The sequence below is a fragment of the Pseudomonas sp. B22129 genome (assembly GCF_044218875.1).
Taxonomy (GTDB): domain Bacteria; phylum Pseudomonadota; class Gammaproteobacteria; order Pseudomonadales; family Pseudomonadaceae; genus Aquipseudomonas.
Window position 1 is genome coordinate 4,034,529 of sequence record NZ_CP162592.1, and the last position, 25,335, is coordinate 4,059,863.

21 protein-coding genes and 2 pseudogenes are annotated in these 25,335 nt (G+C 61.5%); 1 reads left to right on the plus strand and 22 read right to left on the minus strand.

The features are described 5' to 3' along the window. The first annotated feature begins 2 nt into the window (after positions 1 to 2). The gene (gene tagF, locus AB4P94_RS18620) at positions 3 to 662 is read left to right on the plus strand and encodes a type VI secretion system-associated protein TagF (protein WP_395606825.1); all 660 of its coding nucleotides are present in this window, start codon (positions 3 to 5) and stop codon (positions 660 to 662) included. A gap of 124 nt (positions 663 to 786) precedes the next feature. On the opposite strand, the gene AB4P94_RS18625 is transcribed toward tagF, so the two are convergent. The 22 genes and pseudogenes from AB4P94_RS18625 to AB4P94_RS18730 all read right to left on the minus strand — a co-directional run bounded on the left by AB4P94_RS18625 (position 787) and on the right by AB4P94_RS18730 (position 25,225). Continuing rightward, the gene (locus tag AB4P94_RS18625) at positions 787 to 1,101 is read right to left on the minus strand and encodes a DNA-binding transcriptional regulator (protein ID WP_178918806.1); all 315 of its coding nucleotides are present in this window, start codon (positions 1,099 to 1,101) and stop codon (positions 787 to 789) included. After that, the gene (locus AB4P94_RS18630; protein WP_395606826.1) at positions 1,091 to 1,441 is read right to left on the minus strand and encodes a toxin; all 351 of its coding nucleotides are present in this window, start codon (positions 1,439 to 1,441) and stop codon (positions 1,091 to 1,093) included. Before AB4P94_RS18630 ends, AB4P94_RS18625 begins: the two co-directional genes overlap by 11 nt. A 224-nt stretch (positions 1,442 to 1,665) precedes the next feature. Next, a complete protein-coding gene (locus AB4P94_RS18635; RefSeq protein WP_395606827.1) occupies positions 1,666 to 3,261 on the minus strand; it encodes a gamma-glutamyltransferase family protein in 1,596 nt (531 codons plus the stop codon). Positions 3,262 to 3,284: 23 nt separating this feature from the next. After that, a complete protein-coding gene (locus tag AB4P94_RS18640; RefSeq protein WP_395606828.1) occupies positions 3,285 to 4,169 on the minus strand; it encodes an ABC transporter permease in 885 nt (294 codons plus the stop codon). Then, positions 4,169 to 5,113 carry an ABC transporter permease gene (locus AB4P94_RS18645; protein ID WP_016974040.1) on the minus strand — a complete coding sequence of 315 codons (945 nt, stop codon included), beginning with the start codon at positions 5,111 to 5,113 and terminating at the stop codon, positions 4,169 to 4,171. Before AB4P94_RS18645 ends, AB4P94_RS18640 begins: the two co-directional genes overlap by 1 nt. 37 nt (positions 5,114 to 5,150) lie before the next feature. After that, positions 5,151 to 6,650: pseudogene (locus AB4P94_RS18650) on the minus strand (ABC transporter substrate-binding protein). Then, a pseudogene (locus AB4P94_RS18655) lies at positions 6,647 to 7,761 on the minus strand (ABC transporter ATP-binding protein). Before AB4P94_RS18655 ends, AB4P94_RS18650 begins: the two co-directional pseudogenes overlap by 4 nt. Next, positions 7,758 to 8,753 (minus strand): ABC transporter ATP-binding protein, encoded by a 996-nt coding sequence (locus AB4P94_RS18660; protein WP_395606829.1) that lies wholly within the window; start codon positions 8,751 to 8,753, stop codon positions 7,758 to 7,760. The pseudogene AB4P94_RS18655 and the gene AB4P94_RS18660 overlap by 4 nt, the downstream one beginning before the upstream one ends. After that, positions 8,750 to 9,487, minus strand: a complete 738-nt coding sequence (locus AB4P94_RS18665) for a FadR/GntR family transcriptional regulator (RefSeq protein ID WP_395606830.1) — start codon at positions 9,485 to 9,487, stop codon at positions 8,750 to 8,752. Before AB4P94_RS18665 ends, AB4P94_RS18660 begins: the two co-directional genes overlap by 4 nt. 789 nt (positions 9,488 to 10,276) lie before the next feature. After that, the gene (nuoN, locus tag AB4P94_RS18670; protein WP_012724956.1) at positions 10,277 to 11,740 is read right to left on the minus strand and encodes an NADH-quinone oxidoreductase subunit NuoN; all 1,464 of its coding nucleotides are present in this window, start codon (positions 11,738 to 11,740) and stop codon (positions 10,277 to 10,279) included. A gap of 7 nt (positions 11,741 to 11,747) precedes the next feature. Next, positions 11,748 to 13,280, minus strand: a complete 1,533-nt coding sequence (nuoM, locus tag AB4P94_RS18675) for an NADH-quinone oxidoreductase subunit M (protein WP_395606831.1) — start codon at positions 13,278 to 13,280, stop codon at positions 11,748 to 11,750. A gap of 49 nt (positions 13,281 to 13,329) precedes the next feature. Beyond that, complete coding sequence (gene nuoL / locus AB4P94_RS18680; protein WP_395606832.1) at positions 13,330 to 15,183, minus strand: NADH-quinone oxidoreductase subunit L; 1,854 nt, start codon at positions 15,181 to 15,183, stop codon at positions 13,330 to 13,332. Further along, complete coding sequence (nuoK, locus tag AB4P94_RS18685; protein ID WP_003174727.1) at positions 15,180 to 15,488, minus strand: NADH-quinone oxidoreductase subunit NuoK; 309 nt, start codon at positions 15,486 to 15,488, stop codon at positions 15,180 to 15,182. The genes nuoL and nuoK overlap by 4 nt, the downstream gene beginning before the upstream one ends. A 2-nt stretch (positions 15,489 to 15,490) precedes the next feature. After that, positions 15,491 to 15,994, minus strand: a complete 504-nt coding sequence (nuoJ, locus tag AB4P94_RS18690) for an NADH-quinone oxidoreductase subunit J (protein WP_057721781.1) — start codon at positions 15,992 to 15,994, stop codon at positions 15,491 to 15,493. A gap of 9 nt (positions 15,995 to 16,003) precedes the next feature. Beyond that, a complete protein-coding gene (gene nuoI / locus AB4P94_RS18695; RefSeq protein ID WP_003174725.1) occupies positions 16,004 to 16,552 on the minus strand; it encodes an NADH-quinone oxidoreductase subunit NuoI in 549 nt (182 codons plus the stop codon). Positions 16,553 to 16,563: 11 nt separating this feature from the next. Next, the gene (gene nuoH, locus AB4P94_RS18700; RefSeq protein WP_395606833.1) at positions 16,564 to 17,571 is read right to left on the minus strand and encodes an NADH-quinone oxidoreductase subunit NuoH; all 1,008 of its coding nucleotides are present in this window, start codon (positions 17,569 to 17,571) and stop codon (positions 16,564 to 16,566) included. Then, positions 17,568 to 20,282: an NADH-quinone oxidoreductase subunit NuoG gene (gene nuoG, locus AB4P94_RS18705; RefSeq protein WP_395606834.1), complete on the minus strand. Its 2,715-nt coding sequence runs from the start codon at positions 20,280 to 20,282 to the stop codon at positions 17,568 to 17,570. Before nuoG ends, nuoH begins: the two co-directional genes overlap by 4 nt. A gap of 135 nt (positions 20,283 to 20,417) precedes the next feature. Then, positions 20,418 to 21,773, minus strand: a complete 1,356-nt coding sequence (gene nuoF, locus AB4P94_RS18710) for an NADH-quinone oxidoreductase subunit NuoF (protein WP_395606835.1) — start codon at positions 21,771 to 21,773, stop codon at positions 20,418 to 20,420. Continuing rightward, on the minus strand, positions 21,770 to 22,267 hold the full coding sequence (gene nuoE / locus AB4P94_RS18715) for an NADH-quinone oxidoreductase subunit NuoE (RefSeq protein WP_056861694.1): 498 nt from the start codon (positions 22,265 to 22,267) through the stop codon (positions 21,770 to 21,772). The genes nuoF and nuoE overlap by 4 nt, the downstream gene beginning before the upstream one ends. A gap of 2 nt (positions 22,268 to 22,269) precedes the next feature. Then, positions 22,270 to 24,054, minus strand: coding sequence for an NADH-quinone oxidoreductase subunit C/D (gene nuoC, locus AB4P94_RS18720; protein WP_029293360.1), 1,785 nt, complete (start codon positions 24,052 to 24,054; stop codon positions 22,270 to 22,272). Between the two features lie 72 nt (positions 24,055 to 24,126). Then, the gene (locus AB4P94_RS18725; protein ID WP_012724951.1) at positions 24,127 to 24,801 is read right to left on the minus strand and encodes an NADH-quinone oxidoreductase subunit B family protein; all 675 of its coding nucleotides are present in this window, start codon (positions 24,799 to 24,801) and stop codon (positions 24,127 to 24,129) included. A 10-nt stretch (positions 24,802 to 24,811) separates the two neighbouring features. After that, positions 24,812 to 25,225 carry an NADH-quinone oxidoreductase subunit A gene (locus AB4P94_RS18730; protein WP_003219575.1) on the minus strand — a complete coding sequence of 138 codons (414 nt, stop codon included), beginning with the start codon at positions 25,223 to 25,225 and terminating at the stop codon, positions 24,812 to 24,814. Positions 25,226 to 25,335 lie beyond the last annotated feature (110 nt).

Below are 25,335 nucleotides of genomic sequence, written 5' to 3' on the forward strand. Positions count from 1 at the left end.
CCATGAATGGATTTTTCGGCAAGGTGATCAGCCATGGGGATTTTGTCAGCCGGCGTTTGCCGTCGACGTTTTTGGGGCCATGGGATGAATGGTTGCAGGCAGGCTTGCAGTGCAGTCGTGAGCGCCTGGGTGAGCAATGGCTGGAGGTCTATTTGTGTAGCCCGGTCTGGCGTTTTGCGTTGGCCGCAGGTGTGTGCGGCGAGCAGGGTTGGGCGGGGGTGATGATCCCCAGCCTGGATCGGGTGGGGCGTTACTTTCCGCTGACTCTCGCCACTGCGGGGGAGGATGTACCGTTGCTGGCGCGGCTGGAGCGCGATGTGCTTTGGTACGGCCAGTTGGAACGGCTGGCGTTGTCGGCGCTGAGTGAAGGTTTTTCCCTGGAGGCGTTCGACGAAGCGCTGTTGGCGCTGCCATTGCCCGGATGTTGGACCCCGCCGAGTTACTCGGCCGGCCTTGCCGCCCCTGCGCGCTGGCTTGATTTGCCTGACCCCGAGCGTATCGGCGACGGCATGCCGCAATTGAGTGCTCAGCTTGATGCGCGGGGGCTCGTCGGGCATTCGTTGTTCTGGACCGAAGGCTCGCCGCGTGTGGCGCCGTCGATCCTGGTGGGGGAAGGGTTGCCCGATGGGGCGACCTTTGCCGAAATGCTCGGCGGACGATGATGCCCCATGAAAAAATCCCGAACTTGCCGGGTTTTTCGCACTGAGTGACTTGTTGTGGTGTGTGGGCTTCCTGTGGGAAGCCCGCTCACCACAGAAAGCCCATTCACAACTCGGGCGTTGGTTTTCAGTTCAAGGCTGCCAGTTGCGCAACGGTCTCCGGGAACCGCGCCACCAGACGGATCAAGGTGACGGCCTGCGCATTGGGCTTGGCCCGGCCTTGCTCCCAGTTTTCCAGGGTGCGCGTATTGGTGCGCAGGTACATGGCGAACACCGACCGGGAGAGGTTGAGTTGCTGGCGCACCGCAACCACTTCTTCGGCGGTGAGCGGTTCCAGTTTGTTGAGGTGAACCTTGTGGGTACGCAGGGTGATTTTGCCTTGGCGTTCGTCTGCCAGGGCGTCGAAGCCTTCGACCAGTTCGGAAAAAATTTCACGTTTCATGATGTGTTCTCGCTTTGATTTCCTTGTCCAGCATCTGTTTAAGCGCTTTTTTGTGGTGGGGTGCCAGGTCGTCCTGTTCGTGTTTGCCGTACAGGGTGAACAACCAGAATTGCGTGCCGCCCGACCACCAGTAATAAATGACCCGCAGGCCACCGCGCTTGCCTTTGTTGCGTCGTTCATCGACGAAACGAACCTTTCGTAGGCCGCCTGTTCCTTCAATCACATCGCCTGCTTCCGGGTTTTTCATCAACTCCTGTTGAAAACCTTGGAAAAGCTCGTCGCTCAAGTAGTCCTTGCGATGCCGCTCGAAGGCCGGCAGTTCAATAAATAGAGCATCCATGTTCTGTACGTAGCCTGCGTATAGTTTGCTGGCCCACGCACCAAGGGTCAAGTGACCTGGTTGTGGGAACTTTCCTAAAACGCAGCCACCATACGGCGGCCTTCAACGGTTGAATGCCAGACGAGGAGGCGGGGAGGAGAGGAATTTTCTGCGATGGGGGAAAGTAAAAGAACGAGCGTGACCTGAACCCTGTTGATCGACAGGGTTCAGGCCTGAGAGGTGGATCAGTAGGCAGCAATCAACCCATCTTTACGCGGGTCTGTGCCCCCCACATAACCATGCCGGGTGCGCTGGATAATCTGCGCGCCGCCAAAGGCGAACACGCCATTGGGGTCTTCAAAGTCGATGGCGTGGCCTTTGGCACGCAGTGCCTGTGCCACCTGTTGATCGAATGCGCGCTCCACCGCGACCTGCAACCCGGCCTCTATCCGCCAGCGCGGCGCATTGGCGGCGGCCTGCGGGTTCTGCTTGTAGCGCAGGATGCGCATCATCATCTGCAAATGCCCTTGCGCCTGCATCGGGCCACCCATCAAGCCGAATGCCATCAACGGCGTACCGTCGGCATTCATCACAAAACCCGGAATAATGGTGTGAAAGGGGCGCTTGCGCGGTGCGACTGCGTTCACATGTTCGGGGTCCAGGGTAAACGCCGCCCCACGGTTTTGCAGGCTGATACCGGTGCCCGGCACCACCACGCCCGAGCCGAAGCCCATGTAGTTGGACTGGATGAACGACACCATCATGCCGTTTTCGTCGGCCGCCGATAAACACACGGTGCCGCCGGCCTTGGGTGAGCCGTGGCCTGGATCAGCGGCGTGCTCATTGACCTGCGCGGCACGTTCGCGCAAGTACGCAGGGTCGAGCAAGCGCTGGGGATCGAGGCGCATATGGTCGCTGTCTGTGACGTAATGCTGAAGATCGGCCAGCGCCAGCTTCATCGCTTCCAGCACCGGGTGCAGCGTCTCGGGGCTGTCGACCGGATGTTCACCGACACCGAGTGCTTCAAGCATCGTCAGCCCCGCCAGTGTGGCGATGCCTTGGCCGTTGGGCGGCAGTTCATGGACGACGGCACCGGCGTAGGGCACCGAGAGGGTTTCGGTCCAGTCGACGCGGTGATTGGCCAGGTCATCCAGGCTCATCACGCTGCCGTTGGCCTGTGCGTGGTCGATGATGGCGTGCGCCAGCTCGCCGCGGTAGAACGACTCGCCCTTGGTGTCGGCGATGCTTTTGAGGGTTTTTGCGTGATCCTTCAGCCGGATTTTTTCACCGGCAGTGGGCGCTTTGCCTCCGGGCAAAAAACACTCGGCGAAACCCGGTTGATCCTTCAATTTCTCGGCGCCCAGGCGCCACAACTCGGCAATGATGGGTGTGACCTGATAACCGGTGTGCGCATGGCTGATCGCCGGTTCAGCCAGTGTGGCAAAGGGTAATTTGCCGTAGCGCTCGGACAGCGCGACCCAGGCCGACACCGCCCCCGGCACCGTCACCGAGCCCCAGCCACGCTGGGGCATTTGTGCCTCGCCCGCAAAATGCTCAGCCGTCCAGCCTTGGGGCGAGCGGCCCGAAGCATTCAGACCCTGCAGCTGTTTGCCGTCCCAGACAATGGCAAACGCATCGCTGCCGATGCCGCACCCGGTGGGCTCGACCACCGTCAGCACCATGGCGGCGGCGATGGCGGCGTCGACCGCGTTGCCGCCCTTGCGCAGCATTTCCAGCCCGGCCTGCGCAGCCAGTGGCTGGGAGCAGGCGACCATGTTGTTGCCCATCACGGGCGAGCGTGCGGACGGGTAGGGTTGGCTGTAATCCAGATCATCAAACATGCGTGGCTCTCTTTGGGCAGTGGTTAATGTTTGGGGTCCAGGGCGTCACGTAAACCGTCCCCCAACAGGTTGAAACACAGGACGGTGATGTAGATCGCCACACCGGGTGCGATCGACATCCAGGGCGCCTGCTCCATAAAATTTTTGGCGGTATTGAGCATCGAACCCCAGGACGGCGAGGGAGGTTGCTGGCCCAGGCCGAGGAACGACAAGCTGGCTTCGGCGAGGATGGCCGACGCGATGGTCAGCGTGGCCTGCACCACCAGCGGCGACATTACGTTGGGCAGTACATAGCGCAGGATGATCCAGCGGTCCGGCAGGCCAATGGCACGGGCACCTTCCAGGTAATCCTCGTGACGGATGGCCAACACCTGGCCGCGTGTCAGGCGCGAAAAAATCGGCATCGCCGAGAGCCCGATGGCAATCATCGCGTTGGTCAGGCTTGGGCCGAGAAAGGCGCCCAGGGCGATGGCCAACACCAGGAACGGACAGGACAGCAACGCGTCCACAACCCGGGAAATCATCGCGTCCAGCTTGCCGCCGAAGTAGCCGGCGATCAGCCCCAGCGGCACGCCGATGGCCATGGCGATTGCCACCGAGACACCGCCCGCCACCAGCGAGCTGCGCGCGCCCCACAGCAAGCGCGAGAACAGGTCGCGGCCGAGTTCGTCGGTGCCCAGCCAATACAGCATCGACGGCGCCTTGCGCACCGCGAGGAAGTTGGCTTTGAGCGGGTCATACGGCGCAATCCACGGGGCGAGCAGGGCGGCGGCGATGAACACCAGCAGCACCGTCGCGCCGATCACTGCGCCCTTGTTGGCGAGGAATTTGTGCACAAACGGCGAACGAGTGCGTGGTTTCAATACGCGGTCACTGATGGGCGCAGCAGCTGAAACGATAGCGGTCATCAAGCCGTCCTCAAGCGTGGGTTGATCAGGCGATAGAGCACGTCGGCCAGCAGGTTCAACAGCAGGAAGCCGATGGCGACGCACAGCACCACGCCTTGCACCACGGCGTAGTCGCGGTTGAACACGGCATCGACGATCATCTTGCCGAAGCCGGGAATGCTGAAGACCTGCTCGGTCAGTACCGCACCGCCCAGCAACTCGCCAAACAACAGCGTGGTGAGGGTGACGATGGGCATCAGCGCATTGCGCAGGGCGTGCTTGAGAATCACCGTGCGCGGGAACAACCCTTTGGCCCGGGCGGTGCGCACATAGTCGGCGCGCAGCACTTCGAGCATGGCGCTGCGGGTATGGCGCATCAGCACGCCGGACAACCCGGCGCCGAGCACGAACGCCGGCAGGATCAGGGTTTTCAGGTTTTGCAGCACGTCTTCACTCAGCGGCACAAAGCCCGACGCCGGCAGCCATTGCAGCTTCACTGCGAAGATCATGATCAGCAAAAGCCCCAGCCAGAAGTGCGGAATCGAGATCCCGGACAATGCGACGATATTGGCCCCATAGTCCACGGCGGTGCCTTTGCGCACCGCAGAAATTACCCCGGCGGGGATGCCGATCAGCAGCGCGATGACCAGCGCCAGCACCGATAGCTCAATCGTCACCGGCAGCTTGGAGGCCACCAGCGTGGTCACCGGCTGTTCGGTGCGCAGCGAGGTACCGAAGTCACCTTGCAGCACGTTGCCGACCCAATGAATGTATTGCAGCGGCAGCGGGTCGTTGAGGCGATATTTTTCCCGCAGGTACTCCATCACCGCCGGGTCACGCTCTTCACCGGCCATGGCGAGCACCGGATCCCCCGGCAGCAGTTTTTGCAGGGTGAACACGAACAGCGAGACCAGAACCAGCGTGGGGATGGCGCTGAGCAGGCGCCTGACGATATAGATCAGCATGACGAACCCTCAAAGAGTATCGGGGTGTGCAAACGCATCACTTGATGACGACGTTTTCCAGACGGATCAGGCCGTCCGGGTTCGGCACGAAACCACTGATGTCGGCGCGCATGGCGATGATTCGCGGGTCGAAATACAGGTAGCTGGTGGGCACGTCATCGGCGATCAGGCGCAGCGCTTCGAAGTACAGCGTTTGGCGCTGCGCCTGGTCGTTGACCGTGCGGGCCTTGTCGAGCAATGCGTCGAGTTTCGGGTCACAGAAGTGGCCGTCGTTCTGGCCGCCCTTGCAGGCGACGAACTGATAGATATCACCGTCCGGGTCCGGCCGGCCCGACCAGGCGCTCATGCCGACCTGGAAGTTGCCCGACTGTTGTTCGCTGAGCAGCGTGGCGTACTCAGTGGCGACCAGATTGACCTTGAACCCGGCCTCGTCGGCCATCGCCTGGATGATTTGGCCCACTTACTGCGCGATGGGGTTGTTGGCGACTTTCAGCTCGACTGCCAGCGGCAGTTTGACGCCGGCCTCGGCCAGCAGCTTTTTGCTTTGTTCCACATTACGCGCCGGGATCGGCAGGCTTTTGTCGTAATACGGGCTGCTCATGGGGAACGGCTGGGCGCCGGGTGCATACAGGCCTTCGAACACCACCTGGTTGATCGCGTCGCGGTCAATCGCCAGTTCAAAGGCTTTGCGCACGCGCTTGTCCTGGCCCATTGGGGTTTTGGAACGCTCGCCATTGTCTGTGTTGTACATCAGCTGCATATAGCCCAGGCCCGGGGTGTTGAAGACTTGCAGCTTGCTGTCGGCCTTGGCGGTTTTCACGTCGGTGGGGGCCACGCGCTCGATCATCTGCAGGTCGCCGGAGCGCAGGTTGGCCAGGCGCACCGAAGTATCGGGGATGGGCAGGAAAATCACTTTGTCGAAGTGGTAGGCCTGCTTGTTCCAATAGTTGTCGAAACGCTCCAGCACGATGCGGTCCTGCTGCACGCGCTGGACGAACTTGTAGGGCCCTGAGCAGATCGGTTTGGCGCCGACCTCAGTCGCCGAGGCTTTGGGCGCCAGCATCATCCCCGCGCGGTCCGACAGTTGCGAAATCAACGTGGCATCGGGCTGCTTGACCTTGATCGCTACCGTGCGGGCATCGATCACCTCGACGCTGTCCACCGACGACAATTCGCTCTTGCGCAGTGAGTCGGGCAGGGTACGGGCGCGGTCGAGGTTGAACTTCACGGCGGCGGCATCGAAGGTTTCGCCGTCATGGAAGGTCACGCCGTCACGCAGGGTCATGGTCAGGGTCTTGTTGTCTTCACTCCAACTCCACGCTGTGGCCAATTGCGGGACGTATTCTAGATGCGGGTTGATATCGACCAGTTTGTCGCACAACGCGGTGTAGACCAACCGGCTTGAATAGGTGCGCGAGCGATGCGGGTCCAAAACGTCCGGGTCATCCTGGATGCCGATGCGCAGTGTGGACTCGGCAACAGCAGCGTTGGCCGCGAGCAGTAACAGCGTTCCCGTCATGAGGTGGGTGAACTTCATGGCTGACTCTCCAGAGATAGGGCTTGATGGCTTTTGAACAGGCTCAGGCGGCGGGTGTAGGCCGCGCTGGGGGTGGGAACCGTCAGTGAACCTGCACCGGCGTTGGCGATTTCGCGCCAGTAATGGCAGGCGACCTGGCGCTCGGTGTCGACGCTTTCAAACACCGGCTTGACGTCACGGCACAGGGCTTTGGCGTGGGGGCAGCGCGTGTGGAAGCGGCAGCCGGACGGCGGTTTGCTGGGGCTGGGCATGTCGCCTCCCAGCACCTGGCGCGGGTGGCGCAAGCCGGGGTGGCTGACCGGCACGGCGGCGACCAGGGCTTGGGTGTAAGGGTGCAGTGGCGTTTCGAACAACGCGTCCACCGGTGCCAGTTCGACGATTTCCCCCAGGTACATCACGGCCACGCGGTCGCTCATGTGGCGGATCACGGCCAGGCCGTGAGCGACGATCACCAGGGTCAAGCCAAATTGATGCTTGAGGTCTTCCAGCAGATTGACCACTTGGGCCTGCACCGACACGTCCAGCGCCGAGACCGGTTCATCACCGAGGATCAAGCGTGGTTCAGAGGCCAACGCCCGTGCGATGCCGATGCGCTGGCGCTGCCCGCCGGAAAACTCGTGGGGAAAACGTCGGCCATGTTCGGGAGCCAGGCCGACGGTGCGCAGCAGCTCGGCGACCTTGTCCTGGCGTGCGCTGCGGCTGTTGTCGGTGTGCAGCCAGATCGGCTCGCCGATGATCGATTCCACGCTCATGCGCGGGTTCAGCGAGGCGAACGGGTCTTGAAAGATGATTTGCAGATCACGGCGCGCCTGGCGCAACTTTTCCGGTGCCAGGCTGGCGAGGTTGTGGCCTTCGTAGATGACCTCACCCGCCGTTGGGTTAAGCAGGTTCGCAGCAGGCGGCCGAGGGTGGATTTGCCTGAGCCGGATTCGCCTACCAATGCCAGGGTTTCGCCCCGGCGTACCGCCAGTGACACTTGGTTGACCGCCTGCACCGGCGGCTTTTTGCGCTGGAACAGCCCGGTTTCACTGCTGAAATGTTTGCTGACTGCGATGCTTTGCAGGATCGCTTGCTCTGCGCTCGGCCCGAAAGGGTGTTCGAGTGGCTTCATGCGGTCTCTCCCAAGTGCTGTTCCAGTGGCACGCGCAGGCAGGCCGCGAAATGCCCGCTCGATACTTCCAGCAACGGCGGGCGCGCTTCGCGACAGGCGGCCAGGACAAAGGGGCAACGCCCGGCGAATCGGCAACCGCCTGGCATCTCGGCGGTCGTCGGCACGCGCCCGTTGATGGTTGTCAACCGACCCTCGCGCGGGCCTATGGAGGGCATCGAGCCCATCAGGCCGATGGTGTAAGGGTGCTGCGGGTCATCAAACAAGGCGTTGACCGGGCCGCTTTCCACCACTTGCCCGGCGTACATCACCATCACGTCGTCGGCGACTTCGGCCACCACACCCAGGTCGTGGGTGATGAGGATCATCGACGTCCCCGTTTCAGCTTGCAGGGCGCTGACCAACGCAAGGATTTGCGCTTGGATGGTCACGTCCAGCGCGGTGGTAGGTTCATCGGCGATGATCAGTTTCGGGTTGTTGGCCAAAGCCATGGCGATCATCGCCCGCTGGCGCATGCCGCCTGACAGTTCATGGGGGTAGGCGTCCAGGCGTTGCGCGGCGTCGGGCACGCGGACTTTCTCCAGCATCTGTAGCGCGCGTTGCCTGGCTTCTTTCTGGGACAGCCCTTGATGGCGCACCACGCTTTCGGCGATCTGTTCGCCAATGGTGAACACGGGGTTTAGCGAGGTCATCGGCTCCTGGAAGATCATCGCCATGCGATTGCCGCGTACGTCCAGCAAGCGCTCGTCGGCCATCTGCAGCAAGGCTTCGCCCAGCAGGCTTGAGGCGGTGGCGTGAACCGTAGCGGTGTCGGGCAGCAGGCCCATCAGCGCCATCGACGTGACGCTTTTGCCACAGCCCGACTCGCCGACGATGGCCAGGGTCTTGCCGGCCTGCACCGCGAATGACACGCCGTCGACCACGTTGGCCGGGGCGCCTTTGAAGCGCACTGTCAGGTTGTCGATGCTCAGCACCGGGGGAAGGTCGGGTTTCATAGGCTGGCCTCAAGGTCTTGCTGGATCACGGCTTCCAGGGCCTGTTGCAGGGCGCGCAGGTGACCACGCATGGCGGTTGCCGCCTTGACCGGGTCGCGGCTTTCGATGGCACTGACAATGTCGTCGTGGTCGTGGCTGTACATTTCCAGGCGCTCGTTACTGCGCGCCCGGTGCCGCAAGTCACGCCAGACCGGATCGAGGCGAATGGCATCGAGCATTTCGAACAGGTCCAGCATCAAGCGGTTGCCGGAGGCTTCGGCGATGGCGCGGTGCAGGGCGCTGTCCCATAGCTCGATGGATTCGGCGTCGGTTTCATCCACCCCTTGCTGGAAACTGGTGCGCTCGACCAGGCGGCGCAGGATCGCCATTTGCTCACCGCTGGCGCGGACGGCGGCGAGGGAGGCGAGCGCGGGCTCCAGGTACAGGCGGGCTTCCATGACCTCGCTGAAATTGGTTCGGCTGGCGACTTTGGCAAACGTCATGCTCGCGCTCGGCGGCGTCGGGCCGACATAGGTCCCTTTTCCCTGGCGACGCCAGATACGCCCTTCGGCTTCGAGCACGGCTAGCGCATGCCGGATTGCCCGGCGGCTGGCACCGAATTCGGCGGCCAGTTCGCGCTCGGTCGGCAGTGCCCGCTGGGGTGTCGAGGCGTGCTGGGCGACCATTTGGCGTAGCACGTCCAGCGCCATTTTCGAAGACTTGTTGGGGGATGCTTCGGTCTCGAACCTTTCCATAATGGTTTCTCGTGACGGGCCAAAAAGCGGGAGCAGGGGTGGGGCGAACCCGCGATCTGCGATGGGAGGGTGATTGCAAGCGTGATGCCAATTGCAATTGGTTCGCTGGCAGGGTAGTCCGCTGTTGCTGGGTGATGGGCGTGTGGCAGTGGGCGTATGGGCGGATCGGTGTGAGGCGTTGGAGGCCAATGTGATTGGTTCGGCGCTATTTGAACCAATTTTTTGGAGAGGGGGGTATCTGTGTGCACAAATGTAACGTGCGCCTCTTTAGCGTGCGTTGGGCTGGGCCGCCTGGCGTGCAATGTGGGAGCTGGCTTGCCTGCGCTGGCGCCCTGCCAGCCAACCTGTATCTGGCTGATGCCCCACGGTCCAACTGTGGGGGCGGGCTTGCTCGCGAATGCGGTGGATCAGTCACTTAATTTATCAACTGACACACTGCATTCGCGAGCAAGCCCGCTCCCACATTTCTGATCGAGTAAGACTTCAATATCTGCGCAGATCTGCTTTTCTGTGGGAGCTGGCTTGTCGAATCGTCGCACCGCTGCGATGCAGACACTTCGGTACATCAGGCACATCGAGCGTGAGCGAGGTGCCGAGTGTTGGGGCAAGAGCGTTTTGGTTACTTTGGCCTGGGCCGGCATTCCGGCTTTTGCAAAGTGACCCGCCGTAAGGGCGGAACCATAGGCAGCCGTTACCGCAGCAACGGATATGCACTCAGCAAACCATTCCCCCAAAATGCAAAAACGGCGCCCGAAGGCGCCGTTTTGTTTACTGCATCGGCTTAAGCGATCAAACGCCCAGCACCGCATGCTGCACCAGAGTGAGCAACGGCTGAGGGTAAACGCCCAGGAAGAACGCAAGCAGGGCGATGGCCAGCAGCATCACGCCACCTGCCTTCTGTTCCCAATGCAGCTCGGCATCCACACGGCGCAGGTTTGGCTCGATCAGGTACAGGGTGACCATCACGCGCAGGTAGTAGAACACGCCGATGGCGCTACCCAGCACGAGGGAGGCAACCAACCACCATTCGTGGGCTTCAACACCGGTAGCCACGATGTAGAACTTGCCGATGAAACCTGCGGTCAGCGGGATACCGGCCAGGGACAGCATCATCACGGTCAGTACGGCGGTCAGGTACGGACGGCGCCAGAACAGGCCGCGGTATTCGTACAGGGCGTCGGCGTCACGGCCTTTGAATGGCGAGGACATCAACGTGATCACGCCAAATGCACCGAGGCTGGTGATCACGTAGGTGACCAGATACACGCCCATGGCTTCCACGGCCAGGCCTTTGCTCGCCACCAGGGCGATCAGCAGGTAGCCGAAGTGAGCGATGGAGGAGTAACCCAGCAGACGCTTGAGGTTGTTCTGGGTCAGGGCCAGCAGGTTACCGAACAGGATCGACGCAATGGCGATCACGGTCAGCACGGTGCTCAGCACGCCGGTGTTGGCGGCCGGGGAGATCTGGAACAGACGCACCATCACCGCAAACACAGCCACTTTCGACGCAGTGGCCAGGAACGCAGCCACCGGCGCCGGGGCTCCTTCGTACACGTCCGGGGTCCACAGGTGGAACGGCACCAGCGACAGCTTGAACGCCAGGCCGATCAACATCATGGCCAGGCCCAACTGGGCAATCGGCGCAGGCATGCTGGTGGCGGCCAGGGCGTGGCCGATACCGGTGAAGCTCAGGTTGCCGGCTTCGGCGTAGAGCAGGGCCATACCGAACAACAGGAACGCGGAACCGGCGGCCGACAGCACCATGTACTTGATGCCGGCTTCCAGGGAGCGCTTGTTGAAGAAGGCGTAAGCCACCAAGCCGTAAGTCGGGATCGACAGCAGTTCCAGGCCGATGAACAGGCCCGCCAGGTGCTGTGCGCTGACCAGCACGATGCCACCGGCCGCAGCCAGCAGGATCAGCAGGTACAGCTCTTCGCGGTTGCCTGGGTAGCCGGTGCCGCCTTCGCCGAGGTAGGCGTGGGCGAGGGTGACGCAGGCCAGCGTGGCCACCAGGATCAGCGCGATGTACAGCAGGGCGAAGTCATCCACCATCATCAAAGGCGTAACCGCCAGTGGCGCGACCTTGAGGGCCGGGATGATCGACAGCAGGGCCAGGTTCAGACCGGCACAGGACAGCAGGAACGTTTGCGAGTGATTGCGGCGCCAGGCGATTGCCAGCATCACCACCACGATGGTGAGGCTGGTAATCAGCAGCGGCGCAAGCGCGATAAAGTGTTGGATCGTGAATTCCATAGCGCTCTTACCGGGCCGAAGCGAGTTGAGAGAAGGCGGTGCCGAACCACTGCTGCACGCCATGCATCGTTGCGGCAGAAGTGTCCAGGAACGGTTGCGGGTACACGCCGATGTAGATCAGCAAGACCGCAAGGCCGAGCACCATGATCAGTTCGCGAGCGTCCATCCCTTGCAGGACGGTGTCGGACTTGGCCGGGCCGAAGTAGGCGCGGTGGATCATGATCAGCGAGTAGACCGAACCGAACACCAGGCCGGAGGTAGCAATCGCACTGATCCACGGCGTCTGCACGAACGAGCCCATCAGGATCAGGAACTCGCCGATGAAGTTACCGGTACCCGGCAAGCCCAGGGACGCGGCAGCGAAGAACAGGCTGATCGCCGGCAGGTAAGCGATGCGCGACCACACGCCACCCATTTCACGCATGTCACGGGTGTGCAGGCGCTCGTACAGCTGGCCGCTCAGGATAAAGAGGGCAGCGGCCGAAACACCGTGGGCCAACATCTGAATCACCGCGCCTTGCAGCGCCAGTTGGCTGCCGGAATAGATGCCGATCAGTACGAAGCCCATGTGGGAAACGGACGAGAAGGCAATCAGACGCTTGATGTCGGTTTGTGCGAAGGCCAGGAACGCACCGTAGAAGATCCCGATCAGACCCAGGGTCATGGCGATCGGCGCGAACTCGGCCGAGGCATTCGGGAACAGCGGCAGGGCGAAACGCAGCAGACCATAAGCAGCGGTCTTCAACAGGATACCGGCCAGGTCGACGGAACCTGCGGTCGGCGCCTGGGCGTGAGCGTCAGGCAGCCAGGAGTGGAACGGCACCACCGGCAGCTTCACCGCGAACGCGATGAAGAAGCCCAGCATCAGAATGTACTCGGTGGTCAGGGACATCTTGGTTTTCAACAGATCGGCGTAGTTGAAGGTGATCACGCCGGTGTTGTTGAAGTTGACCAGTACCAGGCCCAGGATCGCCACCAACATGATCAGGCCGGAAGCCTGGGTGAAGATGAAGAACTTGGTCGCCGCGTAGATCCTGGTTTTCTTGCCGTCCGAAGAACTGTGACCCCAGAGCGCGATGAGGAAGTACATCGGCACCAGCATCATTTCCCAGAAGAAGAAGAACATGAACAGGTCGAGGGCGAGGAACACGCCGACAACGCCGCCCAGGATCCACATCAGGTTCAGGTGGAAGAAGCCCACGTGACGCTGGATCTCTTTCCAGGAGCAGAGTACCGAGAGGATACCCAGCAGGCCGGTCAGCAGGATCATCAACAGTGACAGGCCGTCGAGGGCCAGGTGCACGTTGATGCCGAAGCGCTGGATCCACACGTGCTTGAATTCAAGCGCGAAGGTTGGATCGGCACCCGGTGCCGGAGCAAATGAATAGTCGCCATGGGCCCACAGCCAGAGGCCAAGAGCGAGTTCCAGGGACATGGTCAGCAACGCAATCCAGCGGGGGAGGGTGGCGCCGAAGCGTTCACCCATCCAGCAGAGCAGGCCGCCGATAAAGGGGATCAGGATTAGCCAGGGCAGAATCATGACAGGCTCGTTTCCTTTCGCAAGTTCGCAAAGTTGGCAAAGTTCATAGTCAGACCGCTACCACAACGATGGCGCCGATCACCAGCACCGCACCGGCAGCCATGGAGGCGGCGTACCAACGCAACTGGCCCGTCTCGCTGCGGCTCAGGGCGGTGTGACCCGCCTTGGCGGCACGCGGGATTAAACCGATGGTCTGGTCGAGCGGGTCTTTGCGCAGTACATGGCTGATGGCCAGGTATGGCTTGACGAACAGTTTGTCGTAGATCCAGTCGAAGCCCCAGGCAGCGAACCACCAGGCTGACAGGAAGCGGCCAATGCCACTGTTGGCAACCGCAGTCACGAAACGGCGCTTGCCGAGGAACAGCAGCGCGGCCAACAGGATACCGGCGATAGCGATGGCACCCGAGGCGATTTCCAGGCTGTGCTTGGCAGCGCCACCGGCATGGCCGGCACTTTCTGGCAGCACGCCAGCCAGTGGCGGGGTGATCAGGGCGCCGACGAAGGTCGACAGCACGATCAGTACCGACAAAGGTAACCAGTGCGAAATGCCGTGGCCTGCGTGCGCTTCGGTCTTGGCTTCACCGTGGAAGGTGATGAAGATCAGGCGGAAGGTGTACAGCGAGGTCATGAAGGCACCGACCAGGCCTGCGTACAGCAGGTTCTGGTTACCGCTGGCAAAGGCTTCCCAGAGGATTTCGTCCTTCGAGTAGAAACCTGCGGTCACCAGCGGCAGGGCGGCCAGGGCGGCACCACCGACGATGAAGCTGGCGTAGGCCAGTGGCAGTTTCTTCCACAAGCCGCCCATCTTGAAGATGTTCTGCTCGTGGTGGCAGGCAACGATCACCGCACCGGAAGCGAGGAACAACAGGGCCTTGAAGAAGGCGTGGGTCATCAGGTGGAAGATCGCCGCGTCCCAAGCGCCAACGCCCAGGGCCAGGAACATGTAGCCGATCTGGCTCATGGTCGAGTAGGCGAGGATACGCTTGATGTCGGTCTGCACCAGCGCGGCGAAGCCGGCCAGTACCAGGGTCACGCCGCCAACGATGCCCACCAGGTGCAGGATTTCCGGCGCCAGGGTAAACAGGCCGTGGGTACGTGCGATCAGGTAGACACCCGCCGTTACCATCGTTGCCGCGTGAATCAGTGCGGAAACAGGGGTAGGACCGGCCATCGCATCCGCCAGCCAGGTTTGCAGCGGCAGTTGCGCGGATTTACCCACAGCACCACCCAGCAACATCAGGGTAGCGAGGGTGATCCAGAAGTCGCCGACCTGGAATTTCTGCGGTGCCAGCACCAGCAGTTCCTGGATGTTCAGCGTGCCCACCTGTTGGAACAGGATGAACAGGCCGATGGCCATGAACACGTCACCGATACGGGTCACGATGAAGGCTTTGAGGGCGGCGTTACCGTTGTTGCGGTTGCTGTAGTAGAAACCGATCAACAGGTACGAGCACAGGCCCACGCCTTCCCAACCGAAGTACAGGAACAACAGGTTATCGCCGAGGACCAGGAACAGCATGCTGGCGATAAACAGGTTGGTGTACGAGAAGAAGCGCGAGTAACCGGCTTCACCGCGCATGTACCAGGACGCGAACAGGTGGATCAGGAAGCCCACACCCACCACCACGCCGAGCATGGTGATCGACAGGCCGTCGATGTAGATAGCGAAGTTGGGCTTGAAGCCCTCCACCGACATCCACTGCCAGAGCACCAGGGTGTAGTGGCCGCCTTCCGGCGGGGCCACGTTGAATTGCCAGATGACGTAGGCAGCCACGATGGCCGACAGGCCGATGGAACCCACGCCCACCAGGGCCGAGAGGTTTTCCGACCAGCGCCCGCGAGAGAACGACAGCAGCAGGAAACCGATCAGGGGGAATACGAAAGTCAGAAAGATCATGTTCATCCGCGCATCTCACTGGCAGCGTCGATATCAAGCGTGTGGAAGCGACGATACAGTTGCAGCAGGATCGCCAGGCCGATACTGGCCTCGGCGGCTGCCAGGCTGATCACCAGGATGAACATGACTTGTCCATCCGGCTGGCCCCAACGTGCGCCCGCAACGATGAACGCCAGTGCGGCGGCGTTCATCATGATTTCCAGGCTCATCAACACGAACAGAATGTTACGGCGGACCATCAGGCCGACCAGGCCAAGGCAGAACAGGATGCCGGCGACTGCCAGACCATGCTCCAAAGGGATAGCAGGCATCGTCATTGCTCCTTGGCTTCGTTGCGGCCCAAGTGGAAGGCGGTGATGGCTGCCGCGAGCAGCAGCATCGAAGCCAGTTCGACCACCAGCAGGTACGGGCCAAACAGGCTGATGCCCACGGCCTTCGCGTCTACGGTGGTGTGGCCGATGGCCTGGCCGCTCTGGTGAGCGAACAGTACATACAGCAGTTCACCCAGCAGCAGGGCTGCCAGGACGACCGGGCCGAGCCAGATGCCGGGTTTGAGCCAGACGCGTTCCTGGGCGACCGAAGCCGGCCCCAGGTTGAGCATCATCACCACAAACACGAACAGCACCATGATGGCGCCCGCATAGGCGATCACTTCCAGCACACCGGCGAACGGAGCGCCGAGTGCGAAGAAGGTCATGGCCACGGCGATCAACGAAATGATCAGGTAGAGCAGGGCGTGCACAGGATTGGTGTTGGTGATCACGCGAAGCGTGGACACCACTGCAATACCGGACGCGAAATAGAAAGCGAATTCCATCTTTCTTCCTTAAGGCAGCAAGCTCTTCACGTTGATCGGCTCGGCTTCGTTTTGTGCGGCGCCTTTTGGCTTACCGGCAACGGCCATACCTGCAACACGATAGAAGTTGTAATCAGGGTTTTTACCGGGACCAGAGATCAAAAGATCTTCTTTCTCGTACACCAGGTCCTGACGTTTGAACTCGGCCATCTCGAAATCCGGTGTGAGCTGGATCGCGGTGGTCGGGCAAGCTTCCTCGCAGAGGCCGCAGAAAATGCAACGCGAGAAGTTGATGCGGAAGAAGTCCGGGTACCAGCGACCGTCTTCGGTTTCAGCTTTCTGCAGGGAGATGCAACCCACCGGGCACGCCACAGCGCACAGGTTGCAGGCTACGCAACGCTCTTCGCCATCGGGGTCGCGGGTCAGCACGATGCGGCCGCGATAACGTGGCGGCAGGTACACCGCTTCTTCCGGGTATTGCAGGGTGTCGCGCTTGCGAAAGCCGTGACCGAACACCATCACCAGGCTTCGCAACTGGGTACCAGTACCCTTAACGATGTCGCCAATATATTTGAACATGGGTCAAATCCTCACTGAACCGCGCCGGCTGGCGTGTTCAACAACACAACGGCAGCCGTCACCAGCAAATTGATCAGGGTCAGCGGCAGGCAGAAGCGCCAGCTGAAATCCATCACCTGGTCGTACCGTGGACGCGGAATGGAAGCGCGCAGCAGGATAAACAACATGATGAAGAACGCGGTCTTGAGGAAGAACCAGAAGAACGCCAACTGCGGCAGGATGCCGAACGGACCGTGCCAGCCGCCGAAGAACAGCGTGACCAGCAGGGCCGAGATCAAGATGATGCCGATGTATTCACCAACGAAGAACATGCCCCATTTCATGCCGGCGTATTCAATGTGGTAACCGTCGGCCAGTTCCTGTTCCGCTTCCGGCTGGTCGAACGGGTGACGGTGAGTCACGGCGACGCCCGCGATGAAGAAGGTACAGAAGCCGAAGAACTGCGGAATGATGAACCACAGGTTCTGCGCCTGGTACTCGACGATGTCGCGCATGTTGAACGAGCCAACCTGCACCACGATGCCCATCAGCGCCAGGCCCATGAACACTTCGTAGGACACGGTCTGGGCCGAAGCCCGCAAGCTGCCCAGCAGGGCGAACTTGTTGTTGCTCGACCAACCGGCGAACAGCACCGCGTAGACCGACAGACCGGCCATGGCGAAGAAGAACAGCAAGCCGATGTTCAGGTCCGCCACGCCCCAGGTCGGGGTGATCGGGATGATCGCGAAGGCGATCAGCAAGGCGCTCATGGCCACGACCGGTGCCAGGGTGAAGATCACCTTGTCGGCAAACGGCGGGGTCCAGTCTTCCTTGAAGAACATTTTCAGCATGTCGGCCGCGATCTGGAACATACCAAACGGGCCAACGCGGTTAGGACCATAACGGTCCTGCCACCAGCCCAGCAGGCGACGTTCGACGAAGCTGAGCAGGGCGCCCGCGACGACCACGGCCAACAGGATCACGATGGCCTTGAGGACCGCAATGATCACGTCGATCACTTCAGGGGTGAACCAGGTCATTGCGCTGCCTCCTGCAGACCGTCAACGGTTTTGCCAAAGATGGCCGCTGGGATGCCGGCGAAACCTTTCGGCAGTGCGACCAGGCCAGCGCCCAATTCTTCGTTGATGCGCAGCGGCAGACGCAGGGTCTGGCCGGCCACGTTCAGGCTGAGCAGGGCACCCTCGTTGACGCCCAGGCGGTCGGCTTCGGACTTGGCCAGTGCCACGTAGGCTTCTGGAATACGCTCTTGCACTGGCGCGGCTTTGGAAGAGGTCTCTTCGCTGCCGAACAGGTGGAAGAACGGCACAGCCTGCCAGGTGCCCTGGGCCGGGTTGAACGGACGCGGTACGGCGGCGAACCAGTTCAGCGCGTCACCGGTGCTTTCGATCAGGCGGGTGCCCGGGTCGCCAGCGCGGATGTGACCACCGACTTCGTCCTGGAACTTGTTCCAGGCCTGTGGCGAGTTCCAGCCCGGCGACCAGGCGAATGGCACCTGCTGACGTGGCTCGACCGAACCCGAGTAACCTTCCATGGAGAAGGCAAACGCGGTGTCCTGGTCTTGTGGAGTGCGCGGTTCGTGCACGCTGATGTTGGCGCGCATGGCGGTACGACCGGAGTAGCGCAGCGGTTCACGGGCCAGCTTCATGCCCTTGATGCGGAACGCGGCGGACGGTGCAGCGTCGACGATACGTGCCAGTTGCGGCGCGCTGGCGGCGGCAGCGGCGGTCACGTGGTCGAGCTGGGTCCAGTCGATCGGCTGGTTCAGCAGGGTGGCGCGCAGGGCATGCAGCCAGCGCCAGCCTTCGTGAACCAGGATGCTGGCGTCCATGTACTTCGGATCGAACACCTGGAAGAAGCGCTGGGCGCGGCCTTCCTGGCTGACCAGGGTACCGTCGCCTTCGGCGAAGGTGGCGGCTGGCAGGACCAGGTCGGCACGGTCGCTGGTGGCGGTCTTCTGGTGGTCGGCAACGATCAGCACCTTGGCGGCGTTGAGTGCAGCGTCAACCTTGGCGGCATCGGTGCGGGTGTACAGGTCGTTTTCCAGCACGACGATGGCGTCGGCCTTGCCATCCGTTACGGCTTGCAGCGCGGCGTCCAGGGACTCGCCACCGAGCATGGCCAGGCCAAGGCTGTTGGCTTCCGGCACGACCAGGCTGATGGAACCGTTCTTGTCGCGCAGCTTCAAGGCTTTGGCGATGTTGGCAGCGGCTTCGATCAGCGCTTTGGAACCCAGTGAGGTACCGGCGATGATCAATGGGCGCTTGGCGGCCAGCAGGGCGTCGGCGATGCGCTGGGCCAGTTCAACGGCTTCAGTGTCCAGGCCTTCGACGGCAGGCGCGCTGGCGTCGAGGGCGTGGGCCACGGCGAAACCGATGCGGGCCAGGTCATCCGGCGCTGCGTGAACGCATTCTTCGGCGATGTCGTCGAGCTTGGTCTCGGCCAGGCTTGCGATAAACAGCGGGTTCAGCGCGTGCTGGCCGATGTTTTTCACGGCGGCGTCGAGCCACGGCTGGACGCGCATGGCGTCGGCCATGTCTTCGGCCTTGCCTTTGACCGACTGGCGCAGCGACAGCGCGATGCGCGCGGCGGTCTGGGTCAGGTCTTCACCGAGCACGAAGATGGCGTCGTGGTCTTCGATGTCGCGCATGTTCGGAACCGGCAGCGGGCTGTCGTTCAGCACTTGCAGGACCAGGCGGATGCGCTCCAGCTCACCGGCTTCGATGCCACTGTAGAAGTGCTCGGCGCCGACCAGTTCGCGCAACGCGAAGTTGCTTTCGAGGCTGGCGCGCGGCGAACCGATACCGACGATGTTGCGGCCGCGCAGCAGGTCGGCGGCTTTATCCAGCGCGTCGTCCAGGCTCAGCTTGCCGCCGTTGGCCAGCAGCGGCTGACGCGGGCGGTCTTCGCGGTTGACGTAGCCATAGCCGAAACGCCCACGGTCGCACAGGAAGTACTGGTTGACCGAACCGTTGAAGCGGTTTTCGATGCGACGCAGTTCGCCGTAGCGCTCGCCCGGGGAGATGTTGCAACCGCTGGAGCAGCCATGGCAGATGCTCGGCGAGAACTGCATGTCCCACTTACGGTTGTAGCGCTCGGAGTGAGTCTTGTCGGTGAACACACCGGTCGGGCAGACCTCGGTGAGGTTGCCGGAGAACTCGCTTTCCAGCACGCCGTCTTCAACGCGACCGAAGTACACGTTGTCGTGGGCGCCGAACACGCCCAGGTCGGTGCCGCCGGCGTAGTCTTTATAGAAGCGCACGCAACGGTAGCAGGCGATGCAGCGGTTCATTTCGTGGGAAATGAACGGGCCGAGGTCCTGGTTCTGGTGGGTACGCTTGGTGAAGCGATAACGGCGCTCGTTGTGGCCAGTCATCACCGTCATGTCTTGCAGGTGGCAGTGACCGCCTTCCTCACAGACCGGGCAGTCGTGGGGGTGGTTGGTCATCAGCCATTCAACGACACTGGCGCGGAACGCCTTGGATTCTTCATCTTCGATGGAGATCCAGGTGTTGTCGGTGGCTGGGGTCATGCACGACATGACGATACGACCACGGGTGTCGTTCTCGTCGGTGTATTGCTTGACCGCGCACTGGCGACAGGCACCGACGCTACCAAGCGCGGGGTGCCAGCAGAAATACGGGATGTCGAGGCCTAGTGAGAGACATGCCTGTAACAGGTTGTCTGCCCCATCGACTTCGAGCGCTTTGCCGTCTACGTGGATAGTGGCCATGGTTCAAAGTTCTTCGTTGGCCCGTTGTCAGCGGGCGTGGCTAATGGAATCTTGTTATTCATGGGCATCAACACAGCCTTTACGGCGTCAGCCCATGAGAAGGAGAAGGGCACGGACCCTTCGCCTTTTTAAGCGTTACGCGCCGACTACAATCGGCCTTGCCAGAGGCGGGACGGCGGCGCTGACAGGCGCGATGCCGGCTTCGAACTCCGAGCGGAAGTATTTGATGGCGCTGCCCAATGGCTCCACGGCGCCCGGTGCGTGAGCACAGAACGTCTTGCCTGGGCCAAGGAAACCGACCAGACCCAGCAGGGTCTCGATGTCACCTGGCTGGCCTTCGCCTTTCTCGATCGCCATCAAGAGCTTCACGCTCCATGGCAAACCGTCACGGCAAGGGGTGCAGAAACCACAGGATTCACGGGCAAAGAATTGCTCCATGTTGCGCAGCAGCGAGACCATGTTCACGGTGTTGTCCACCGCCATCGCCAGGCCTGTACCCATACGGGTGCCGACCTTGCCGATGCCGCCGGCGTACATCTGTGCGTCAAGGTGCTCAGGCAACAGGAAACCGGTGCCGGCGCCGCCTGGTTGCCAGGCTTTCAAGGTGTAGCCGTCGCGCATGCCGCCGGCGTAGTCCTCGAACAGCTCGCGTGCGGTCACGCCGAACGGCAACTCCCACAGGCCAGGGTTCTTGACCTTGCCGGAGAAGCCCATGAGCTTGGTGCCCATGTCTTCGCTGCCTTCACGGGCCAACGATTTGTACCAGTCCACGCCGTCGGCGATGATCGCCGGCACGTTGCACAGGGTTTCAACGTTGTTCACGCAGGTCGGCTTGCCCCACACGCCCACGGCGGCAGGGAAGGGCGGTTTGGAGCGCGGGTTGGCGCGGCGGCCTTCGAGGGAGTTGATCAGTGCGGTTTCTTCACCGCAGATGTAACGCCCGGCGCCGGTGTGCACGAACAGTTCAAAGTCAAAACCCGAACCGAGGATGTTCTTGCCCAACAGGCCTGCTGCCTTGGCTTCTTCCACGGCACGGTTGAGGTGCTTGGCGGCGGTGGTGTACTCGCCACGCAGGAAGATGTAGCCACGGTAGGTTTTCAGCGCGCGGGCGCTGATCAGCATGCCTTCGATCAGCAGATGGGGCAGTTGCTCCATCAGCATGCGGTCTTTCCAGGTGTTGGGTTCCATTTCATCCGCGTTGCATAGCAGGTAACGGATGTTGATGGATTCGTCTTTAGGCATCAGGCCCCACTTAACGCCAGTGGGGAAGCCTGCACCGCCGCGACCTTTAAGGCCTGCGTCTTTCACGGTCTGGACGATGTCGTCCTGGGCCATGTCGGCGAAGGCTTTGCGCGCAGCGGCGTAGCCGTTCTTGGCTTGGTACTCGTCGAGCCAGACAGGCTCGGCATCGTCACGCAGGCGCCAGGTCAGCGGGTGGGTTTCAGGCGAACGCTTGATCAGGTTGGCCGGGCCGAAAGATGTAAGGGTCATGGGTAGCCCTCGAGCAATTGGGTCACGCCAGCAGGCTGCACGTCACCGAATGTGTCGTCGTCAATCATCAACGCCGGCGCCTTGTCGCAGTTGCCCAGGCAGCACACGGGCAGCAGCGTGAAGCGGCCGTCGGCAGTGGTTTGGCCCAGGCCGATGCCCAGCTTGTTCTGAATCTCGCTGACCACGGACTCGTGGCCACCGATGTAGCAGACCATGCTGTCGCACACGCGAATGATGTGGCGGCCCACCGGCTGACGGAAGATCTGGCTGTAGAACGTGGCCACACCTTCAACGTCGCTGGCCGGGATGCCGAGGATCTCGCCGATGGCGTAGAGGGCGCCGTCCGGCACCCAGCCACGTTCCTTCTGGACGATCTTCAAGGCTTCGATCGACGCCGCGCGCGGGTCTTCGTAGTGATGCAGCTCGTGCTCGATGGCCGAGCGCTCGGTTTCACTCAGGGTGAAACGGTCTGTCTGGATAAGCGTGCTGTTCATGCTTAGCGGTCCACGTCGGCCATAACGAAATCGATACTACCCAGGTACGCAATCAAGTCCGCGACCATCTCGCCTTTGATCACCGAAGGGATCTGCTGCAAGTGGGCGAAGCTTGGGGTACGAATCCGGGTGCGGTAGCTCATGGTGCCGCCATCGCTCGTCAGGTAATAACTGTTGATACCCTTGGTCGCTTCAATCATCTGGAAGGATTCGTTGGCCGGCATGACCGGGCCCCACGAAACTTGCAGGAAGTGCGTGATCAGGGTTTCGATGTGCTGCAGCGTGCGCTCTTTCGGTGGCGGCGTGGTCAGCGGGTGATCCGCCTTGTACGGGCCTGCCGGCATGTTGCGCATGCACTGCTCGATGATCTTCAGGCTCTGGCGCATTTCTTCGACGCGCACGATGCAACGGTCGTAGGCATCGCCGTTGGCCGCCAGCGGCACTTCGAACTCGAAGTTCTCGTAGCCGGAGTACGGGCGCGCTTTACGCAGGTCGAAGTCGCAACCGGTGGAGCGCAGGCCAGCACCGGTGACGCCCCATTCCAGGGCCTCTTTGGTGTTGTACTGGGCGACGCCGATAGTACGGCCTTTGAGGATGCTGTTATCCAGCGCAGCCTTTTGGTACTCGTCCAGACGCTTGGGCATCCAGTCGATAAACTCCTTGACCAGACGCTCCCAGCCATTCGGCAGGTCGTGGGCCACGCCGCCGATGCGGTACCAGGCCGGGTGCAGGCGGAAACCGGTGATGGCTTCGATCACCTTGTAGGCGCGCTGGCGGTCGGTGAAGGTGAAGAACACCGGGGTCATGGCGCCGACGTCCTGGATATAGGTACCCAGGAACAACAGGTGGCTGGTGATGCGGAAGAACTCGGCCATCATGATGCGGATGGTGTCGACGCGGTCCGGCACCTTGATGCCCGCCAGCTTCTCGACCGAGAGCACGTACGGCAGGTTGTTCATCACGCCGCCGAGGTAGTCGATACGGTCGGTGTACGGGATGAAGCTGTGCCACGACTGACGCTCGGCCATCTTCTCGGCGCCACGGTGGTGGTAGCCGATGTCTGGCACGCAGTCGACGATTTCTTCGCCGTCCAGTTGCAGGATGATACGGAAGGCACCGTGAGCCGAAGGGTGGTTCGGGCCCAGGTTGAGGAACATGTAGTCCTCGTTGGTGCCGGAGCGTTTCATGCCCCAGTCTTCCGGACGGAAGCGCGCGGCCTCTTCTTCAAGCTGTTGCTTGGCGAGGTTGAGGCTGAACGGGTCGAATTCGGTGGCGCGGGCAGGGAAGTCCTTGCGCAGCGGGTGACCTTCCCACGTCGGCGGCATCATGATGCGCGTCAGGTGCGGGTGGCCCGGGAAGTCGATGCCGAACATGTCCCACACTTCGCGCTCGTACCAGCTGGCGTTCGGCCAGATACCGGTCACGGTCGGGATGCTCAGGTCGCTCTCGTTTAGTGCAACCTTGATCATCACGTCGCTGTTACGTTCCAGCGACATCAAGTGGTAGAACACGGTGAAATCGGCGCCGCTCGGCAGCCCTTGACGCTTGGTGCGCAGACGCTCGTCCACGCCATGCAGGTCATAGAGCATGACGTATGGCTTGGGCAGGTTGCGCAGGAAGGTCAGGACTTCGACGAGCTTGGCACGCGCCACCCACAGCACCGGCATACCGGTGCGTGTGGCCTGGGCGGTGAAGGCGTCAGGGCCAAAACGGTTATTGAGTTCGACGACCACATCCTGGTCGTCTGCCTTGTAAGGCGGGATATACAGAGCGCTGCCTGTAGTCATGGTTTTTTTATCGCTTTCGGTCAACGTAAAGAATGAAGCCAGGTGTTCGTTCTATAAAAGAAGCGGGCTGGATCAGACTTCGTCAGGGCTGCGCAGGTTGGTGACTGCGATTCGCTGTTCGCGGCGCTGTTCCTTTTGTGACGGCATCTCGGCGCGATAAACGCCTTGATCACCGACAACCCAGGAAAGCGGGCGACGCTCCTTGCCAATCGACTCCTGCAACAGCATCAAGCCTTGCAGAAATGCTTCAGGGCGGGGCGGGCAGCCAGGCACGTAGACGTCCACGGGCAGGAACTTGTCCACCCCTTGAACGACGGAGTAGATGTCGTACATGCCACCGGAGTTGGCGCACGAACCCATGGAGATAACCCATTTCGGTTCGAGCATTTGCTCGTAGAGACGCTGAATGATCGGCGCCATCTTGATGAAGCAGGTACCGGCGATAACCATGAAATCCGCCTGGCGCGGCGAGGCCCGGATAACTTCGGCGCCAAAGCGCGCGATGTCGTGGGGCGCCGTGAAGGCGGTGGTCATTTCCACGTAGCAGCACGAAAGACCGAAGTTGTACGGCCACAGGGAGTTTTTACGCCCCCAGTTGACTGCGCCGCTCAGCACGTCTTCGAGCTTGCCCATGTAGATGTTTTTGTGGACTTGATCTTCTAACGGATCGGAAACGGTTTCCCGTTCGCCGATAGGGTACTGATCGTTAGGAGCATCCGGGTCGATCCTGGTGAGATTGTATTGCATCGCCAAAGCCTCATTGTTTCAGCTTCGCTTGCCGCTTACGACGAGCTTCCGGAGCCCAGTCAAGGGCGCCCACTCGGAATAGGTAGACAAGGCCTGCCAACAGAATTGCTATGAAAACGAGAGCTTCGACGAATCCGGTCCAGCCGCTTTCGCGGACGGACACAGACCAGGCAAAGAGAAAGAGGGCTTCGATATCGAAGATCACGAAGAGCATCGCGACCAGATAGAATTTGGCTGAGAGCCGCAAACGGGCGCCACCTGTAGGCAGCATGCCGGATTCGAACGGTTCATTTTTGCTGCGGCCCCAGGCTTTTGACCCGAGGAGGCTGGAGACGCCGAGCATGAAGGCGCAAAGGCCGACAACACCGAGGAGGAAAATGGCAAAGCCCCAGTTGTGGGCCATGAGTCCTGTCGCTTCGGTCATGCTGGAAATCCTTAACAGAGAGCAAAGGTCTCTGAGCTCGAAAAAGTAACGATGCAGTGACGATATGTCGCACTGCAATCAATCGCGGTGATTTTATGGCTAAACACCGG

What these genes read in the sequence shown, in the direction of transcription:
- tagF (WP_395606825.1), top strand. Translation starts at nt 3, where the DNA reads ATGAATGGATTTTTCGGCAAGGTGATCAGCCATGGGGATTTTGTCAGC.
- AB4P94_RS18625 (WP_178918806.1), bottom strand. Translation starts at nt 1,101, where the DNA reads ATGAAACGTGAAATTTTTTCCGAACTGGTCGAAGGCTTCGACGCCCTG.
- AB4P94_RS18630 (WP_395606826.1), bottom strand. Translation starts at nt 1,441, where the DNA reads ATGGATGCTCTATTTATTGAACTGCCGGCCTTCGAGCGGCATCGCAAG.
- AB4P94_RS18635 (WP_395606827.1), bottom strand. Translation starts at nt 3,261, where the DNA reads ATGTTTGATGATCTGGATTACAGCCAACCCTACCCGTCCGCACGCTCG.
- AB4P94_RS18640 (WP_395606828.1), bottom strand. Translation starts at nt 4,169, where the DNA reads ATGACCGCTATCGTTTCAGCTGCTGCGCCCATCAGTGACCGCGTATTG.
- AB4P94_RS18645 (WP_016974040.1), bottom strand. Translation starts at nt 5,113, where the DNA reads ATGCTGATCTATATCGTCAGGCGCCTGCTCAGCGCCATCCCCACGCTG.
- AB4P94_RS18660 (WP_395606829.1), bottom strand. Translation starts at nt 8,753, where the DNA reads ATGAAACCCGACCTTCCCCCGGTGCTGAGCATCGACAACCTGACAGTG.
- AB4P94_RS18665 (WP_395606830.1), bottom strand. Translation starts at nt 9,487, where the DNA reads ATGGAAAGGTTCGAGACCGAAGCATCCCCCAACAAGTCTTCGAAAATG.
- nuoN (WP_012724956.1), bottom strand. Translation starts at nt 11,740, where the DNA reads ATGGAATTCACGATCCAACACTTTATCGCGCTTGCGCCGCTGCTGATT.
- nuoM (WP_395606831.1), bottom strand. Translation starts at nt 13,280, where the DNA reads ATGATTCTGCCCTGGCTAATCCTGATCCCCTTTATCGGCGGCCTGCTC.
- nuoL (WP_395606832.1), bottom strand. Translation starts at nt 15,183, where the DNA reads ATGAACATGATCTTTCTGACTTTCGTATTCCCCCTGATCGGTTTCCTG.
- nuoK (WP_003174727.1), bottom strand. Translation starts at nt 15,488, where the DNA reads ATGCCTGCTATCCCTTTGGAGCATGGTCTGGCAGTCGCCGGCATCCTG.
- nuoJ (WP_057721781.1), bottom strand. Translation starts at nt 15,994, where the DNA reads ATGGAATTCGCTTTCTATTTCGCGTCCGGTATTGCAGTGGTGTCCACG.
- nuoI (WP_003174725.1), bottom strand. Translation starts at nt 16,552, where the DNA reads ATGTTCAAATATATTGGCGACATCGTTAAGGGTACTGGTACCCAGTTG.
- nuoH (WP_395606833.1), bottom strand. Translation starts at nt 17,571, where the DNA reads ATGACCTGGTTCACCCCTGAAGTGATCGACGTGATCATTGCGGTCCTC.
- nuoG (WP_395606834.1), bottom strand. Translation starts at nt 20,282, where the DNA reads ATGGCCACTATCCACGTAGACGGCAAAGCGCTCGAAGTCGATGGGGCA.
- nuoF (WP_395606835.1), bottom strand. Translation starts at nt 21,773, where the DNA reads ATGACCCTTACATCTTTCGGCCCGGCCAACCTGATCAAGCGTTCGCCT.
- nuoE (WP_056861694.1), bottom strand. Translation starts at nt 22,267, where the DNA reads ATGAACAGCACGCTTATCCAGACAGACCGTTTCACCCTGAGTGAAACC.
- nuoC (WP_029293360.1), bottom strand. Translation starts at nt 24,054, where the DNA reads ATGACTACAGGCAGCGCTCTGTATATCCCGCCTTACAAGGCAGACGAC.
- AB4P94_RS18725 (WP_012724951.1), bottom strand. Translation starts at nt 24,801, where the DNA reads ATGCAATACAATCTCACCAGGATCGACCCGGATGCTCCTAACGATCAG.
- AB4P94_RS18730 (WP_003219575.1), bottom strand. Translation starts at nt 25,225, where the DNA reads ATGACCGAAGCGACAGGACTCATGGCCCACAACTGGGGCTTTGCCATT.